Genomic DNA, 16,469 nt, shown 5'->3' with positions numbered 1-16,469 from the left:
CCAGTTGATTAATATCAAAAAAGAGTAGTACCTTGAATCGTCAAAGCTACAAATTTCGGGAAAATGAGAAGATTTCTACTGGTTACGGCATATTTATTTGCTCTTCAACCAATTTTTGGCCAGTTGAACATCGCTCCTTCCGGCAACGGGCACCACAGAACTTATGTGTATGTAGAAAAATCTTTTCTGTTTGTAGGAAATGACGTTAGGCTGATGAAAAACCCTTCCGCAGTAAATGAAGCTTCACTGTACCTGCGCGATAAGGCCGAATTATTGCAGGGGCAACAACAAAACAAGCCAAATTCCGGCACCGGAAGCATCTCAGTTTTTGCAGAAGGCAGCACCAATGCCTACGACTATAATTACTGGAGTTCTCCTGTAATAGCTCCCGAAAATGGCTTTTTTGGCATCTCTCTTTTACAGGTTCCCGTGTCAAGCATTGTAAGCCGGCAAGCACAGCTCACCACTGCGCTTAACGGCACTGCAAACCCGCTCGCCATCTCTACCCGCTGGATCTACACCTACCAGGGCAACGGGTACTCAAGCTGGAAATTTGTTGGCGGCAACACGGTCATCCCGCCAGGTTACGGTTTTACCATGAAAGGTACAGAAGGAAAAGATCCTGTGCTTATTAATGGAAGGGCGAATAACCCGGGGAACTCACAGCGATATGACTTTAGGGGCAAACCCATTTCGGGCACCATAGATATTCCGGTGACGCCAGATGCTTTTGTACTTGTAGGTAACCCATACCCGTCAACCTTTGACCTGAGCCTATTCCTGCTCGAAAATTCCGGCAGCGGCACTCTTAACACCAACTGCTACGGAAATGTTCTGCGGAAAAATGTTACTACAGGTGTGGCTTATTTTTGGGATTCTAAAGAAAACGGCAGTTCTCATAACCTGGAAGATTATATGGGCGGCTACGGAGTTTTTAGTCCGGTTGACCCCTGTACCGACGGTATTTATGAACCTCCGGTTTTCAAAACCGTCAAAAATGTTGAAGACGGCAGCACAGGAAAACAGGCTTACAAAAAATTACTCCCTGTGGGCCAGGGTTTTATGCTGAAAGGCGCCCAGGCAGGCAATATTACATTTAAAAATTCCCACAGAAAGCCTTTGATTAAAGCCTTGGTGCCCCACAGCCCGGCACCTGAAGCAGTTATGAAAGATCACAAACATACTTCTGAAAAGAGCAGCCTTTCACGGGTACAGCTTAAGGTTTCTGTAAATGAGCTTTACGAAAGAAGCCTGAGCCTGGCCTTTTGGGCCGGGGCAACGCCAGAAATTGACGCAGGTATGGATGCCCAGGCTTTTGAACTGGCACCTACAGATGTAGGCTGGCTGCAGGGCGATGAATGTTATGTTATTGATGTACGGCCATTTGATATTTCTGAAGAAATCCCGCTGTTTATAAAAGTTGAAGCAGGACATCAAAAAATGACATTTTCACAGGGAATTTTTGAAAATGCAGCAGTTAATGAACTTTATATTCGCGATACCCTCACAAATGAATATTTTTCTATTAAAAAAGAACCCTTAACTTTAGAGCTGCAACCGGGACTTTATCACGGGCGTTATAAAGTTGCTTTTGCAGAAAAAATAGCTCAGGAAGACCTGCCGCAGGTGATATTTGATGACGAAGAGGTGCATGTAAAATTCAGCATCCATCAGAATAACCGGCTGGGAGCACTTAAAATCATTGGCAACGATCTTTTCCCGGTAAAGGCGGTTGAAATTTTTGACCTGCAGGGGAAGAGAATGTGGTATCGCAGCAACTTTGACAATAGAAGGTCGGTTGAGATCACCACCCGCCCCTGGGTAAACGGCGTGTACATCGTAAAGGTGATGGATATGGCTAATCGCAGAACAACAAAAAAGATATCGGTCTATAACAATTAATGGATATGGAAGAATTCATGCTCCCCTGTTTAAACAAGCAGCTTTTTGGCATTGATTGTATGGGTTGCGGGGCACAACGTGCGCTGGTGCTCGTTTTTCAGGGAGAATTTACTGCAGCCTTTAAGATGTTTCCTGCCATTTATCCTATCCTGCTGCTCTTACTTTTTCTCTTCATCAATTTATTCTTCAAGTTTAAAGGAGACTGGTACATCAAAGCCGGGCTAATTATCTTCAGTGCAGCTGTGATTATAGGAGCTTACCTTTATAAAATGAGTTTTTTGATCAACTAACCAATATAAATTATGGAAAAACAAACCTTACCAAATTCAACTTTAATCCTCGTTTTTGGAATCCTGTCAATTCTTAGCTGCTGTTGCCATGGAATTCTTGGGCTCATCTTCGGAATTGTTGCCCTGGTACTGGCAAAGACCGCCCGGCAAACTTACCTGGCCGAACCCGCTCTTTACGACGGCTATAACAACGTAAAAACCGGAAGGGTACTGGCCATAATCGGAATTATCCTATCAGCCATATACCTGGTAATCAATATCGTCCTAATTGCTATCTACGGCTGGGACGGGATGGAAGAAATGTCAAGGGAATGGATGAGAGTCTATGAAAATTAATGGGCAGTAGGCAGTGTTGAGCAGGCAGAAAATTTTTGCTGCCCATTTGCTGAACCTGCCTGGTCGAGCAGAGTTGAGACCATAAAACCTGAACGATAGATTCAAAAAAAAAGCTGCGAAAAATGGCATTTTTCGCAGCTTTTTTTTTGAATCTGGTTTTTCTATCAACTATTTCTCGAACTCCTGTAGCGTTTTTGTGATAATATCCACACAATCCAGCAATTGTTCTTCATTCATTACCAGCGGTGGGGCAAATCTAATAATGTTGCCATGGGTTGGTTTTGCCAGCAGTCCGTTTTCCTTCAGTTTCATGCAAATATCCCAGGCTGTGGAGCTATCTTCAGAATCATTGATCACTATGGCGTTAAGCAGGCCTTTACCTCTCACCAGGTTCACAATATTTGAATTCCTGATGTAATCGTTCATTTTTCTTCTGAAAAGATTTCCGAGTTTTTCGGCATTTTCAGCGAGCTTTTCATCTTTGATCACTTCAAGCGCGGCCATTGCCACGGCACAGGCCACAGGATTTCCGCCAAAAGTGGAACCATGTTGCCCGGGTTTGATCACGTTCATCACATCATCATTGGCCAGCACGGCTGAAACCGGATAAACCCCGCCAGAAATGGCTTTTCCAAGGATCAATACATCAGGCTTAACATTTTCATGCTCTACGGCCAGAAGTTTCCCGGTACGGGCAATTCCGGTCTGTACTTCATCAGCAATAAAAAGCACGTTGTGCTCCTCGCAAAGTTCTTTGGCGCGGGCCAGGAAACCTTCAGAAGGTACGTAGACCCCTGCTTCTCCCTGGATGGGTTCTACAAGGAATCCGGCGATATTGCTGTTATCTTTAAGCGCTTTTTCAAGAGCTTCAGTATTATTGTAAGGAATTTTTACAAATCCGGGGGTGTAGGGGCCAAAATTCTTGCGCGCCCCCTCGTCATTAGAAAAAGAAATGATGGTGGTAGTCCTTCCGTGGAAATTATTTTCACAAACAATGATCTGGGCTTCGGCCTCCTCTACTCCTTTTTTCTCGTAGGCCCACTTACGGGCAATCTTAATGGCAGTTTCAACCGCTTCGGCCCCTGTGTTCATGGGAAGAAGCTTATCAAAACCAAAGTATTCGCTCGCGTACTTTTCATACCTCCCTAAAATGTCATTATGGAAGGCCCTTGAAGTAAGGCTAAGTTTTTGGGCCTGCTCTGTCATAGCGCCCACAATACGCGGATGGCAGTGCCCCTGGTTTACTGCGGAATAAGCCGAAAGAAAATCGTAATATTTTTTGCCTTCAACATCCCATACGTGAACTCCTTCGCCTTTTTCAAGCACAACGGGCAGCGGGTGGTAATTATGCGCCCCGTATTTGTCTTCAAGCTGAATGGCCTCCTGGGAAGAAATTTTTTCTGAAATCTTCATTTTCATTTTGTTTTCAATTACTAAATAAGCAATTCCTGCTTTCCGGAAATACCAGCAAAAAAGGGTATTTTGAGGAGAGAAATCATCCTGAATTCAGAAGTCGCAAATTACTAAATGTTTCCTGATTTTTTAAAGCCCGCGCCCAATAATTCTTGGCATTTATCCTATTTTTGCCCCATGGCGAGAAAGAACAGAAACAAGGAATTTAAAAACCTCGAGGTCATTGATGCCGGGGCAAAAGGTAAAAGTATAGCCAAAGCCCCCGATGGCAAAGTGATCTTTATTGGAAATGCAGTGCCCGGTGATGTGGTAGATGTGCAGACCACCAAAAAGAAACGCGCTTTTTACGAGGGTACGGCAACCAAAATACACGAATTTTCAGACAAACGGGTAGCGCCGCCCTGCATACATTTTAGTGTGTGCGGAGGCTGCAAATGGCAGTTTATGGGTTATGAACACCAGTTGTTCTACAAGCAAAAAGAAGTGACCAATAATCTTACCCGCCTTGGGAAGATTGAGCTGCCCGAAGTAACTCCCATTCTGGGCAGTAAGGAAATCTATTTTTACCGCAATAAAATGGAGTTCTCTTTTAGTGACAGCCGCTGGCTAACACAGGAAGAAATTCAAAGCGGCAAAGACATTGAAGACAGGAATGCGCTTGGTTTTCATATTCCGGGCATGTGGGATAAAATCCTTGATATTAAGGAATGCCACCTGCAGCAGGCACCCAGTAATGGCATTCGCAACGCAATCAAGCAATTTGCCATTAAGAATAACATTCCTTTTTTTAATACCAGAGACCAAAAAGGCATGCTGCGCACCTTGATGATTAGAACTTCTTCTACGGGTGAGATCATGGTGCTGCTTCAGTTTTTTGAAGACAATAAAGCCCAGCGGGAATCACTTCTTAATTTTGTTGCTGAAGAATTTCCGGAGATCACCAGCCTTCAGTATGTGATTAATTCAAAAGGCAACGACACTATTTACGATCAGGAAGTAATTTGCTATAAAGGCCAGGACCACATTTTTGAAGAGATGGAAGGCCTGAAGTTCAAGATCAATGCCAAGTCTTTTTACCAGACAAATTCGGCCCAGGCTTACGAACTTTACAAGATCACCCGCGACTTTGCCGGTTTAACGGGAGATGAAGTTGTTTACGACCTGTACACCGGCACCGGCACCATAGCCCAGTTTATCGCTGCCAAAGCCAAAAAGGTCGTAGGGGTTGAAGCCGTGCCCGAAGCCATTGAAGACGCAAAGGAAAACGCCCGGAACAACAACATCTCCAATACCGAATTCTTTGTGGGGGACATGAAAAAGGTGTTTACCAGCGAGTTTGTCAAAACTCATGGAGAACCCGATGTGCTCATTACCGATCCTCCTCGCGATGGCATGCACAAAGATGTGGTTGCGCAAATAATTGGTATCTTGCCACAAAGAATCGTGTATGTGAGTTGTAATTCGGCAACCCAGGCAAGAGATCTCGCCCTGCTCGACGAACATTACAAAGTAACAAGAACACAGGCAGTAGACATGTTTCCGCAGACATTTCATGTAGAAAATGTAGTTTGTTTAGAAAGAAGACAATGAACAGGTTCCAAAAATGGCTTTTTTTAGCCGGTTTTATTTTCATCAGCTTTGGGTGCCAAAGAGACGATATTTGTCCTGAAGGAACTGATACCACTTCCTTACTGGTCATTGAATTCTACGATCCTTTAGACCCCACGCGTTTAAAGGCGGTATCAAACCTCACGGTGAGGGCCAGTGGCATGGAAGAAGTGCTGGTGGAATCCTCTACTGTAAACACAGTGAGCATTCCGCTTAGAACCAATGAGAATTTTACTGAATATATTTTCACTGTAAATTCAGGCAGCGACGAGGAAAATTCAGATACAGTTACTTTTACTTATTCTCCAGATCCCGAATACCTGAATCGTGCGTGCGGCTACAAAGTAAATTTCAACAGCCTTGATGTGGCAATTCACGACGATGAAGATAACTGGATACTTTCAGAAACAATTATACAAGAAAGCGTTGAAAATGAAACAGAAGCTCATATTTATTTTACTCATTAGTTTTTGGTTTCATTCATCAGCAGTCTTTGCCCAGCAAACGGCAACAGATACGGTTGATGTGCGTGAAAAATACGGGCTGCGTGTGGGAATTGACCTCTCCAAGCCAATAAAAATGTTTATTGAAGAAGATTACCAGGGCCTGGAGGTCAAAGCCGATTACAGGTTGTACGAGAATATTTACCTGGCCGGGGAAATTGGAAATGAACAACACGTGATCTCACAGCCAAACGTGACAGCTTCGGCAAAAGGGAGCTACATTAAACTGGGGGGCGATTACAACTTTTACCAGAACTGGACCGGCATGCAAAATATCATATATATAGGATTGCGCTATGGTTTTGCTTCCTTTTCTACCGAACTGGAGGAGTATTCTATATACAACCGAAACCCATATTTTGAACCCGATATTAGAGCTGAAAGCCGTGAATTCAATAACCTTACCGCCGGCTGGCTTGAGCTACAGCTGGGAACAAAAGTTGAAGTTTTAAATAACCTTTACCTGGGGGTGCACGTGGAGCTTAAAAAGAAGGTCAACGAGACTAAACCGGGGAATTTTGACAATCTCTACATCCCCGGGTTTAACAGAACCTACGACGGAAGCAGCCTGGGTGTGGGCTACGGCTACTCCATTTCTTACTTGATCCCTCTCTACAGGAAGTAAATTAATTGTCCTGTTTTTTTGCCTTTTTGGAACCTTCGTAGATTTCATATTTCAATAACTTAGATTCGAGGGCACCGTTGAACAATTTGATCTTTCGGGAAGGCCTTAAGCCTACATGCTTAATGGCTTCGAGGTTTGAAGTAATGAACCAGGCGTGAGTTCCAGGGTAACTTTGCTTCAGGGTGTCGCCAATTGCCTTGTAAAATTCGGGCATATCTATACTGAGGCGTTCCCCGTAAGGCGGATTAAACACCATGTGCAAATGCCTTTCGGTTTCCTTTTCAGTCTTAAAAAAATCTTCGTGCCTCACTGAAATAAATTCAGAAAGATTGGCATTCTCAATATTATCTTTGGCTTTATGAACCGCTGAAGGTGCTTTGTCGTAGCCTTTAATCGTAAAATGGAAATCGCGTACCTTCTTCAAAACCGATTCCTGAATTTTTTCAAAAAGGGCTTCATCCCAATCTTTCCACTTTTCAAACCCGAATTCTTTTCGGTTTAAATTTGGAGGAATATTACAGGCGATCATTGCTGCTTCAATGAGAATGGTACCACTCCCGCACATTGGGTCTATAAAGTCGCACTGGCCGTCCCAACCTGAATGCAACAACATGCCTGCCGCCAAAACTTCATTGATAGGTGCAATATTGGTAGACGATTTATAGCCGCGTTTGTGCAAGGATTGCCCCGAACTATCAAGCGAAACTGTACAATTCTTTTTTTCGATATGAATATTGATCCGCAGGGAAGGATAATCCAGGTCAATGCCCGGGCGTTCCCCGGTCCTGTCCCTAAATCGGTCTACAATTGCATCTTTCGATTTAAGAGCCACATATTTGGAATGACTAAATTTTTCGGAATGCACGGTAGCATCAATAGCGAGGGTCTGGTTAGCATCGAGATATTTCTCCCAGGCTAGTTTATTGACTTCCCGGTAGAGATCATCTTCAGAAAAAACCCTGAAAGTGGCAATCGGTTTTAGCACCTTGATCGCAGTGCGCAGGGAAAGATTAGCTTTATACATAAAACCTTTATCTCCGTAGAACGAAACAGACCTCACGCCTTCCCGTACATCTATAGCTCCCAGGTTTCTCAATTCTTTGGCCAGTAATGGTTCAAAGCCAAAAAGAGTTTTGGCCACCATTTGATAATTATTTCCCATTTGTTATTTTCTGTGAGAGGCAAAAATACACTAATTTTGCAGGATATGGAATTAGCAGCAAATAGATGGTTTTCTTCGTGGTTTGATACTCCATACTATCATATTTTATACAGGAACCGGGGCGATGAAGAGGCACAGCAGTTCATGCAAAACCTCGTGAACTTTTTGAAACTTCCAAAAGGTGCGAGCATCCTTGATTTGGCCTGTGGCAAAGGAAGACATTCCGTTTACCTCAATAAACTGGGGTTTGATGTTACCGGGGTAGACCTTTCTGCTAATAGTATTGCGTATGCCAAACAGTTTGAGAACGAGAATCTGCATTTTCATACCCATTGCATGTGTAAACCTCTGGAAGAACAGTATGACGCTGTATTTAACCTTTTCACCAGTCTGGGGTATTTTGAGGATGAAAAAGAGAACCGGGAGAGTTTTATATCTATCAAAAAAGAGATCAAAGCAGGCGGCTGGGGAGTTATTGATTTTATGAACGTGGTTAAAGTGATCAATAACCTGGTGCCTTCCGAAGTAAAAACCGTACAGGGAATTACGTTCAATATTTCCCGAAGAGTTGAAAATGGATTTATTATTAAGGATATTGAGTTTGAAGATGAAGGGGAAGATTATGCCTACACCGAAAAAGTAAAGGCTTTTACTTTGGAAAACTTCCTTTCTTACTTCGAGACCGCCGGGATCAAACTGGTTCATACCTTTGGGGATTACAACCTGCAGCCATACGATCAAATAAATTCTGACCGACTAATACTTGTCTTTAGATAATGCTGTACATGCTGCCTTTACTAGCGGTGGTAATAGGATATGTTATCTCGCTCTTTTTAAAACCCTCCTCTTCTACCGGTTTTCAGTTACTGCTCTCGTTTAGCGGTGCATTTCTGCTATCGGTAACAGTATTTGAAATGCTGCCAGAAGTGTACGAGTCTGGGTTTGATAAGGTGGGGCTATTCATCATGGCAGGACTACTCTTGCAAATTTTCCTGGAATTTCTCTCTAAAGGTGTTGAGCACGGACATATGCACCACGGCGAAAACTCGGTTAAGTTCCCCTATTTACTGCTTTTGAGCTTATCACTTCACGCCCTGCTCGAGGGGTTTCCGTTGAACCAGAGCAGCGATCTTTTACATGGCGTTGTGATTCACAAAATTCCAGTTGCAGCAATACTGGCGGCCTTTCTATTCCATTCAAAAATAGCAAAATTTAAGGCTTTTCTTTTTCTGGCGATTTTCGGCCTGATGACACCGCTGGGTAGCTGGATTCACGCAAATTTTATGCTTTCTGAAGAATATTCGGCATACATCAATGCGGTGGTGATTGGTATTTTTCTACATGTTTCTACAACAATACTGTTTGAAGCCTCTAAAAACCACAGTTTCAACGCTACAAAACTTGCCGTGGTAATTTCGGGAATATTATTAGCATATTTTCTATAGATCATGTACAGCCGTGCTGAAAGCAAAAAGATTCGCCAGGAATTCTGGACCTGCTTCGGAAAAAGTTATCCCCGAAAGTGGCTTTTGTACAACACCAAAATTAAAGATCTTTCCTTAAAATTCACTTTTACGCGAAAATTTGCTGAAGTCTCTATAGATCTTGATGCTCCTGATGAGATCATGAGACAATATTATTTTGAAAAGCTGCAAAGCCTCAAAACTATTTTAAAAGATGAGTTTTTACCTGAAGTAGTTTTTGCTGAAGAATATGAACTCGAAAACAGGAAAATCATTTCCCGCGTATACGTAAGCAAATACGGAGTAAATATTCACAAAAAAGAAGACTGGCCACAGGTGATGGCCTGGCTAGCCCAAAACATGGATGCCCTGGAAAGGTTTTTCCTGGAGTACCAGGACTTTATCGAACAGTAATATACTTGAACTTTATTTGCTCTACAAAGCCGCCTCCAACTGGACAAAGAAGCAATCTAAACGCGCAGAAATTCTCTTCAAAGAGTACCCTGATATTCATAAAGCTTATTCTCTCGTGAATAACCTGGAAACATTTTTAACCAGACTAAAGACAAAGGTGTCGCTTTGACAAAGCTAGCGCATTGGTATAGAGAAGTGGAAGAATGTAGATTTAAAGCCTTAAATACTCTCGCCAACAGTATCAAACAAAATTCAGTCGATCTTAAATTACTTCCATAACAGAAGTACAAATGCCTCTGCAGAATCATTCAATGCAAAAATCAAAGCTTTTAAAAGCCAATTTAGAAGAATAAAAAATATCGAATTCTTCCTGTTCAGATTAACCACAATTTTTGCCTAATTCCCAAGTTTTGATCATGATCCGTGTTGGCCGCAGGCCGGTGTGGTGCATGCTTCCGGGAAGTTATTGGTAACCCGGCACGTATTACAAATCCGCGCCATCGGGGAGTGGTGTGGGATAGTTTTAGGGTATAAAAAAACCCTTCATCAAATAAATGATGAAGGGTTTAAAAGAAAGGCGGCGACATACTCTCCCACAAGATAGCAGTACCATCTGCGCTAACGGGCTTAACTTCTCTGTTCGGAATGGGAAGAGGTGAGCCCCGTTGCTATAACCACCTTAGATCGTTAGTATGGCAGTGTTCAGTGATCAGTTGGCAGTAGCCTTTTGATTACTTACTGGATGTCATACCTAATGAGTTGACATAATTGGAAAATAAAAATTGAGATTAACATGTCTTTTAAGCAAAGGTCATTTAAAGCTTTAGGTTTTCCTTTCCGGCCCTTGCGAGCCGGAAAGTGCACTAAGCTATACGGATTATTAGTATCACTCGGCTGTGACATTACTGCCTTTACACCTGTGACCTATCAACGTGGTGGTCTCCCACGATCCTTTAAAGAAATCTCATCTTGTGGTGGGTTTCGCGCTTATATGCTTTCAGCGCTTATCCCTTCCCAACGTAGCTACCCAGCAGTGCTCCTGGCGGAACAACTGGTACACCAGAGGTTGGTCCAACTCGGTCCTCTCGTACTAGAGTCAGATCCACTCAAATTTCTAACGCCCACTGTAGATAGAGACCGAACTGTCTCACGACGTTCTGAACCCAGCTCGCGTGCCACTTTAATGGGCGAACAGCCCAACCCTTGGGACCTTCTCCAGCCCCAGGATGTGACGAGCCGACATCGAGGTGCCAAACCCCCCGTCGATGTGAGCTCTTGGGGGAGATCAGCCTGTTATCCCCGGAGTACCTTTTATCCTTTGAGCGATGGCCCTTCCATGCGGAACCACCGGATCACTATGCTCTACTTTCGTACCTGATCGACCTGTATGTCTCTCAGTCAAGCTCCCTTATGCCATTGCACTCTACGCACGGTTACCAAGCGTGCTGAGGGAACCTTTAGAAGCCTCCGTTACTCTTTTGGAGGCGACCACCCCAGTCAAACTACCCACCAAGCACTGTCCTTCCAATGGAAGTTAGGCTTCAAACAAGTAAAGGGTGGTATTTCAACAATGACTCCACAACCCCTGGCGAGGCTGCTTCAACGTCTCCCACCTATCCTACACATCACTTGTCCAAAGTCAATACTAAGCTATAGTAAAGGTTCACGGGGTCTTTTCGTCCCACAGCGGGTAATCGGCATCTTCACCGATACTACAATTTCACCGAGCTCATGGCTGAGACAGTGTCCAGATCGTTGCACCATTCGTGCAGGTCGGAACTTACCCGACAAGGAATTTCGCTACCTTAGGACCGTTATAGTTACGGCCGCCGTTTACTGGGGCTTCAATTCAATGCTTCGCAAAAGCTAACATCTCCTCTTAACCTTCCAGCACCGGGCAGGTGTCAGACCCTATACGTCATCTTTCGATTTAGCAGAGTCCTGTGTTTTTGATAAACAGTCGCCTGGACCTTTTCACTGCGGCCCACATCTCTGTGGGCGACCTTTCTCCCGAAGTTACAGGTCAATTTTGCCTAGTTCCTTAGCCATGAATCTCTCGAGCACCTTAGAATTCTCATCCCAACTACCTGTGTCGGTTTGCGGTACGGGCTGCTTTGCTCGCTTTTCTTGGAAGTCGATATTCAGGATTATCACCGCCGCCGAAGCTTGGGTGTACTATCGGGGTGTTACCACTCCCTTCAACGCACTATTCCGTCAGTGCGCACCTAATTCTCGCCTCCGTCACTTTTAACGCAAAGCAGGTACCAGAATATTAACTGGTTGTCCATCGACTACCCCTTTCGGGTTCGCCTTAGGCCCCGACTAACCCTCAGCTGATTAGCATAGCTGAGGAAACCTTAGTCTTTCGGTGTGCGGGTTTCTCGCCCGCATTATCGTTACTTATGCCTACATTTTCTTTTGTAACCGCTCCAGCAACCCTCGCAGATCACCTTCTACGCTGTTACAATGCTCCCCTACCACTCACAACTTATGTTGTAAATCCATAGCTTCGGTAGTATGTTTATGCCCGATTATTATCCATGCCGAACCGCTCGACTAGTGAGCTGTTACGCACTCTTTAAATGAATGGCTGCTTCCAAGCCAACATCCTAGCTGTCTAAGCAGTTCAACCGCGTTTTTTCAACTTAACATACATTTGGGGACCTTAGCTGATGGTCTGGGTTCTTTCCCTCTCGGACATGGACCTTAGCACCCATGCCCTCACTGATTAACAACATTTTATAGCATTCGGAGTTTGTCAGGAATTGGTAGGCGGTGAAGCCCCCGCATCCAATCAGTAGCTCTACCTCTATAAAACTAATTAATCGCTGCACCTAAATGCATTTCGGGGAGTACGAGCTATTTCCGAGTTTGATTGGCCTTTCACCCCTACCCTCAGGTCATCCCAAGACTTTTCAACGTCAACGGGTTCGGTCCTCCACTATGTGTTACCACAGCTTCAACCTGCCCAAGGGTAGATCACACGGTTTCGCGTCTAACACTACCAACTAAAGCGCCCTGTTCAGACTCGCTTTCGCTACGGCTCCAGGTCTTAAACCCTTAACCTCGCTGGCAACGTTAACTCGTAGGCTCATTATGCAAAAGGCACGCCGTCACCCAAAAGGGCTCCGACCGCTTGTAAGCGTATGGTTTCAGGATCTATTTCACTCCGTTATTCACGGTTCTTTTCACCTTTCCCTCACGGTACTGGTTCACTATCGGTCTCTCAGGAGTATTTAGCCTTAGCGGATGGTCCCGCCAAATTCATACAGGGTTTCTCGTGCCCCGCACTACTCAGGATACCACTATGGTTTATGATCTTTACCTATACCGGGCTATCACCGTCTATGGCCGCTCTTTCCAAAGCGTTCTAGTTCATTACACAACCAATGTCGTGGTCCTACAACCCCAGCAGGCCCGTAAGCCTACTGGTTTGGGCTAATGCGCGTTCGCTCGCCACTACTAGCGCAATCACTATTGTTTTCTTCTCCTCCGGGTACTTAGATGTTTCAGTTCTCCGGGTTCGCCCTCCTTGCGGAGTAACATACCTTCAGTATGCTGGGTTGCCCCATTCGGATATCTGCGGATCAACCTGTATGTGCCAGTCCCCGCAGCTTTTCGCAGCTTATCACGTCCTTCATCGCCTCTGAGAGCCTAGGCATTCCCCATACGCCCTTATTTAGCTTATGTGCTTTTACCTAATATGCTCTTACAAGTTATGAGTTATGAGTGCAGAGTTATAAAACTCCCTTCCCAATCCCTCAAAACTTAAAAATATAATTTGCTCTATCTATAATCTTACAACTATAGAAATTTTTATGTTTCTCGTATTCTTATTTTCCAATATGTCAATGAACGTTTTCTGATTGTATATTGTATAATGTCTATTGTATAATGACCTTATCGATCAATATACAGTATACAATTTACAGTATACACTCAAGTGGTGGAGAATATCGGAGTCGAACCGATGACCTCCTGCGTGCAAGGCAGGCGCTCTAGCCAGCTGAGCTAATCCCCCGTTTTTTTCAGTTGGCAGTGATCAGTATTCAGTAATCAGCCTTCACTGTACTGCGTACTGCTTAACTGCGTACTGTAAACTGGTTGCCCAACTTCTAAAATTTCCTTCAATAATTCTCAATGAACTTCGTACCTCGTATTTATACCTTCGTACTTTAGTAGTCTCAGGCAGACTCCCTTCGATGCGGCACTACCGTGCCTTACTCAGGATAAACTTCTCGTCTGCTTTCGCCTACTTTTCAGTAGTCTCAGGCAGACTCGAACTGCCGACCTCTACATTATCAGTGTAGCGCTCTAACCAGCTGAGCTATGAGACTGCAATTTTATTGTATAGTGTATACTGTCTATTGTATATTGAAATGACCTTTACAAGATCCCTTTACATTATACATTCTACAAAATACATTATACAGTAAAAAATTAAATTGACAGTGAATTAAGACCAAAAGAAGTCTTTTACTTCATTTGTAAAAAGGCTCCTTATGTCGTAATTGTGTTTTGCCTTATAAGAGGCAAAAGCTCTAGAAAGGAGGTGTTCCAGCCGCACCTTCCGGTACGGCTACCTTGTTACGACTTAGCCCCAGTTACCAGTTTTACCCTAGGCGGCTCCTTGCGGTGACCGACTTCAGGTACCCCCAGCTTCCATGGCTTGACGGGCGGTGTGTACAAGGCCCGGGAACGTATTCACCGCATCATGGCTGATATGCGATTACTAGCGATTCCAGCTTCACGGAGTCGAGTTGCAGACTCCGATCCGAACTGTGATAAGGTTTATAGATTCGCTCCTGGTCACCCAGTGGCTGCTCTCTGTCCTTACCATTGTAGCACGTGTGTGGCCCAGGACGTAAGGGCCGTGATGATTTGACGTCATCCCCACCTTCCTCACGGTTTGCACCGGCAGTCTGGCTAGAGTTCCCGACATGACTCGCTGGCAACTAACCACAGGGGTTGCGCTCGTTATAGGACTTAACCTGACACCTCACGGCACGAGCTGACGACAACCATGCAGCACCTTGTAACTTGCCCGAAGGAAAAGGTGTTTCCACCCCTGTCAAGCTACATTTAAGCCCTGGTAAGGTTCCTCGCGTATCATCGAATTAAACCACATGCTCCACCGCTTGTGCGGGCCCCCGTCAATTCCTTTGAGTTTCATTCTTGCGAACGTACTCCCCAGGTGGGTTACTTATCACTTTCGCTTAGCCACTCAACCCTCAATTAGGTCAAACAGCTAGTAACCATCGTTTACGGCGTAGACTACCAGGGTATCTAATCCTGTTCGCTACCTACGCTTTCGTCCATCAGCGTCAGTAAATTATTAGTGATCTGCCTTCGCAATCGGTATTCTATGTAATATCTATGCATTTCACCGCTACACTACATATTCTAACCACTTCATAATTACTCAAGGTATGCAGTATCAATGGCAGTTCTACAGTTGAGCTGCAGACTTTCACCACTGACTTACAAACCCGCCTACGGACCCTTTAAACCCAATGATTCCGGATAACGCTTGGATCCTCCGTATTACCGCGGCTGCTGGCACGGAGTTAGCCGATCCTTATTCATACGGTACCGTCAAGCCTCTTCACGAAGAGGTGTTTCTTCCCGTATAAAAGCAGTTTACAACCCATAGGGCAGTCTTCCTGCACGCGGCATGGCTGGATCAGGCTCTCGCCCATTGTCCAATATTCCTCACTGCTGCCTCCCGTAGGAGTCTGGTCCGTGTCTCAGTACCAGTGTGGGGGATCTCCCTCTCAGGACCCCTATCTATCGTAGCCATGGTAAGCCGTTACCTTACCATCTAGCTAATAGAACGCATACTCATCTTTTACCGCCGAAACTTTAATCATTCAAGTGATGCCACTAAATGATACTATGGGATATTAATCCGGGTTTCCCCGGGCTATGCCCCCGTAAAAGGTAGATTGTATACGCGTTACGCACCCGTGCGCCGGTCGCCACCATCCGAAGACGTGCTGCCCCTCGACTTGCATGTGTTAAGCCTGCCGCTAGCGTTCATCCTGAGCCAGGATCAAACTCTTCATCGTTAAATCTTATATACTTTAACAACTACTAAAGGAATTCCTCTTTTTCAAGACCATTAATGATCCATCAAAGCTCAAAACGTTCTTCTAGTCTTAATTCTTATTTTGCATTTGTTGCTAATTAAAACAACATACGCGCTGTCAATTCAATATGTCAATGAACTCGAACCCCTCCGCCTTTCGGCACCTCCCCTTAGAAAGGGGAGGATCATTCCGTATAATTGGAAGGATCGTCTTGTGAAATAAAAGGAGTTGAACCTTTTCTATTACTACCCTAACCCGGGATTTCTTTTCAATATTTTTTCTGAACTTTCGCTCTCTCTCTCAAAGCGGCTGCAAATGTACAAGCTTTTTTAAAACTGGCAAGAAAAAAATTTTATTTTTTTTCAGCACCCCTGAAGTTAGCTTTTCGCAAAAGAGGATGCAAACTTACAACCTTTTTACCCCAACTTCAAAATGTTTTTTAGAGAACTTTTTCGACTTTTTCTTACAACTCAAGGTTGCCTCTAAAAGCGGATGCAAAGATAAAACCAATTTCCCTTACAATCCAAGATAAAATTCAAAAAAATTTCAGAGAACTTATTTGCTTTGATCCTTTGCTACATCTAGGCTCAGCCATTGCTCCCCCTACTCCGTCACTCCCTCTCAAAGCGGCTGCAAATATACAACCGAATTTCAATCCCGCAAG

Annotated in this window: 11 protein-coding genes, 2 tRNA genes, 3 rRNA genes and 1 pseudogene; 10 read left to right on the top strand and 7 right to left on the bottom strand. The window is 44.3% G+C overall.

The genetic code is table 11. The features are described 5' to 3' along the window. Nucleotides 1-63 precede the first annotated feature (63 nt). The 3 genes from JRG66_RS13700 to JRG66_RS13690 are packed head-to-tail and all read left to right on the top strand — an operon-like array spanning nucleotide 64 to nucleotide 2,528. Nucleotides 64-1,902 (top strand): T9SS type A sorting domain-containing protein, encoded by a 1,839-nt coding sequence (locus tag JRG66_RS13700; protein WP_265163326.1) that lies wholly within the window; start codon nucleotides 64-66, stop codon nucleotides 1,900-1,902. A 5-nt stretch (nucleotides 1,903-1,907) separates the two neighbouring features. Next, the gene (locus tag JRG66_RS13695) at nucleotides 1,908-2,192 is read left to right on the top strand and encodes a DUF2752 domain-containing protein (RefSeq protein ID WP_265163325.1); all 285 of its coding nucleotides are present in this window, start codon (nucleotides 1,908-1,910) and stop codon (nucleotides 2,190-2,192) included. A gap of 12 nt (nucleotides 2,193-2,204) precedes the next feature. Next, nucleotides 2,205-2,528, top strand: coding sequence for a CCC motif membrane protein (locus tag JRG66_RS13690; protein ID WP_265163324.1), 324 nt, complete (start codon nucleotides 2,205-2,207; stop codon nucleotides 2,526-2,528). Nucleotides 2,529-2,696: 168 nt separating this feature from the next. On the opposite strand, the gene rocD is transcribed toward JRG66_RS13690, so the two are convergent. Further along, on the bottom strand, nucleotides 2,697-3,941 hold the full coding sequence (gene rocD / locus JRG66_RS13685; RefSeq protein WP_265163323.1) for an ornithine--oxo-acid transaminase: 1,245 nt from the start codon (nucleotides 3,939-3,941) through the stop codon (nucleotides 2,697-2,699). 177 nt (nucleotides 3,942-4,118) lie between these two features. Between rocD and rlmD the strand changes: the two genes are divergently transcribed. From rlmD to JRG66_RS13670, 3 genes are read left to right on the top strand one after another with little or no spacing between them, the layout of a single operon-like run. Continuing rightward, nucleotides 4,119-5,531 carry a 23S rRNA (uracil(1939)-C(5))-methyltransferase RlmD gene (gene rlmD, locus JRG66_RS13680; RefSeq protein WP_265163322.1) on the top strand — a complete coding sequence of 471 codons (1,413 nt, stop codon included), beginning with the start codon at nucleotides 4,119-4,121 and terminating at the stop codon, nucleotides 5,529-5,531. After that, nucleotides 5,528-6,016, top strand: a complete 489-nt coding sequence (locus tag JRG66_RS13675; protein ID WP_265163321.1) for a DUF6452 family protein — start codon at nucleotides 5,528-5,530, stop codon at nucleotides 6,014-6,016. The genes rlmD and JRG66_RS13675 overlap by 4 nt, the downstream gene beginning before the upstream one ends. Next, the gene (locus JRG66_RS13670; protein ID WP_265163320.1) at nucleotides 5,982-6,677 is read left to right on the top strand and encodes a DUF6048 family protein; all 696 of its coding nucleotides are present in this window, start codon (nucleotides 5,982-5,984) and stop codon (nucleotides 6,675-6,677) included. Before JRG66_RS13675 ends, JRG66_RS13670 begins: the two co-directional genes overlap by 35 nt. 1 nt (nucleotide 6,678) lies before the next feature. Here the strand turns inward: JRG66_RS13670 and JRG66_RS13665 are convergent, their stop codons facing one another. Further along, entirely contained in the window at nucleotides 6,679-7,839 is a 1,161-nt protein-coding gene (locus JRG66_RS13665; protein WP_265163319.1) for a THUMP domain-containing class I SAM-dependent RNA methyltransferase, read from the bottom strand. 45 nt (nucleotides 7,840-7,884) lie between these two features. Here JRG66_RS13665 and JRG66_RS13660 point away from each other — a divergent pair, with 45 nt between their 5' ends. The 4 genes and pseudogenes from JRG66_RS13660 (at nucleotide 7,885) to JRG66_RS15680 (ending at nucleotide 10,116) form a co-directional block, all read left to right on the top strand. Continuing rightward, the gene (locus tag JRG66_RS13660) at nucleotides 7,885-8,616 is read left to right on the top strand and encodes a class I SAM-dependent methyltransferase (protein WP_265163318.1); all 732 of its coding nucleotides are present in this window, start codon (nucleotides 7,885-7,887) and stop codon (nucleotides 8,614-8,616) included. Beyond that, nucleotides 8,616-9,284 carry a ZIP family metal transporter gene (locus JRG66_RS13655; protein WP_265163317.1) on the top strand — a complete coding sequence of 223 codons (669 nt, stop codon included), beginning with the start codon at nucleotides 8,616-8,618 and terminating at the stop codon, nucleotides 9,282-9,284. The genes JRG66_RS13660 and JRG66_RS13655 overlap by 1 nt, the downstream gene beginning before the upstream one ends. 3 nt (nucleotides 9,285-9,287) lie before the next feature. Then, nucleotides 9,288-9,716, top strand: a complete 429-nt coding sequence (locus JRG66_RS13650; protein WP_265163316.1) for a DUF4268 domain-containing protein — start codon at nucleotides 9,288-9,290, stop codon at nucleotides 9,714-9,716. Further along, nucleotides 9,667-10,116, top strand: a pseudogene (locus tag JRG66_RS15680) (transposase). Before JRG66_RS13650 ends, JRG66_RS15680 begins: the two are co-directional and overlap by 50 nt. A gap of 172 nt (nucleotides 10,117-10,288) precedes the next feature. Here JRG66_RS15680 and rrf read toward each other — a convergent pair. From rrf to JRG66_RS13625, 5 genes are all read right to left on the bottom strand, one after another. Continuing rightward, nucleotides 10,289-10,398, bottom strand: a 5S ribosomal RNA gene (gene rrf / locus JRG66_RS13645). Nucleotides 10,399-10,575: 177 nt separating this feature from the next. Then, nucleotides 10,576-13,407: ribosomal RNA gene (locus tag JRG66_RS13640) — 23S ribosomal RNA — on the bottom strand. Between the two features lie 253 nt (nucleotides 13,408-13,660). After that, nucleotides 13,661-13,737, bottom strand: a tRNA-Ala gene (locus JRG66_RS13635). Between the two features lie 242 nt (nucleotides 13,738-13,979). Continuing rightward, nucleotides 13,980-14,053, bottom strand: a tRNA-Ile gene (locus tag JRG66_RS13630). A gap of 208 nt (nucleotides 14,054-14,261) precedes the next feature. Beyond that, nucleotides 14,262-15,784: ribosomal RNA gene (locus tag JRG66_RS13625) — 16S ribosomal RNA — on the bottom strand. Together the 16S, 23S and 5S rRNA genes with 2 tRNA genes alongside form the textbook arrangement of a ribosomal RNA operon. Between the last annotated feature and the right edge of the window lie 685 nt (nucleotides 15,785-16,469).

Source organism: Salinimicrobium tongyeongense (assembly GCF_026109735.1).
GTDB classification, from domain to species: domain Bacteria; phylum Bacteroidota; class Bacteroidia; order Flavobacteriales; family Flavobacteriaceae; genus Salinimicrobium; species Salinimicrobium tongyeongense.
Note: the sequence above shows the minus strand (reverse complement) of the source record. Positions and strands in the feature narration are given on the sequence as shown.

Bases quoted from the DNA above. Each gene is read 5' to 3' on its own strand.
- JRG66_RS13700 (WP_265163326.1), top strand. From the start codon at position 64: ATGAGAAGATTTCTACTGGTTACGGCATATTTATTTGCTCTTCAACCA.
- JRG66_RS13695 (WP_265163325.1), top strand. From the start codon at position 1,908: ATGGAAGAATTCATGCTCCCCTGTTTAAACAAGCAGCTTTTTGGCATT.
- JRG66_RS13690 (WP_265163324.1), top strand. From the start codon at position 2,205: ATGGAAAAACAAACCTTACCAAATTCAACTTTAATCCTCGTTTTTGGA.
- rocD (WP_265163323.1), bottom strand. From the start codon at position 3,941: ATGAAGATTTCAGAAAAAATTTCTTCCCAGGAGGCCATTCAGCTTGAA.
- rlmD (WP_265163322.1), top strand. From the start codon at position 4,119: ATGGCGAGAAAGAACAGAAACAAGGAATTTAAAAACCTCGAGGTCATT.
- JRG66_RS13675 (WP_265163321.1), top strand. From the start codon at position 5,528: ATGAACAGGTTCCAAAAATGGCTTTTTTTAGCCGGTTTTATTTTCATC.
- JRG66_RS13670 (WP_265163320.1), top strand. From the start codon at position 5,982: ATGAAACAGAAGCTCATATTTATTTTACTCATTAGTTTTTGGTTTCAT.
- JRG66_RS13665 (WP_265163319.1), bottom strand. From the start codon at position 7,839: ATGGGAAATAATTATCAAATGGTGGCCAAAACTCTTTTTGGCTTTGAA.
- JRG66_RS13660 (WP_265163318.1), top strand. From the start codon at position 7,885: ATGGAATTAGCAGCAAATAGATGGTTTTCTTCGTGGTTTGATACTCCA.
- JRG66_RS13655 (WP_265163317.1), top strand. From the start codon at position 8,616: ATGCTGTACATGCTGCCTTTACTAGCGGTGGTAATAGGATATGTTATC.
- JRG66_RS13650 (WP_265163316.1), top strand. From the start codon at position 9,288: ATGTACAGCCGTGCTGAAAGCAAAAAGATTCGCCAGGAATTCTGGACC.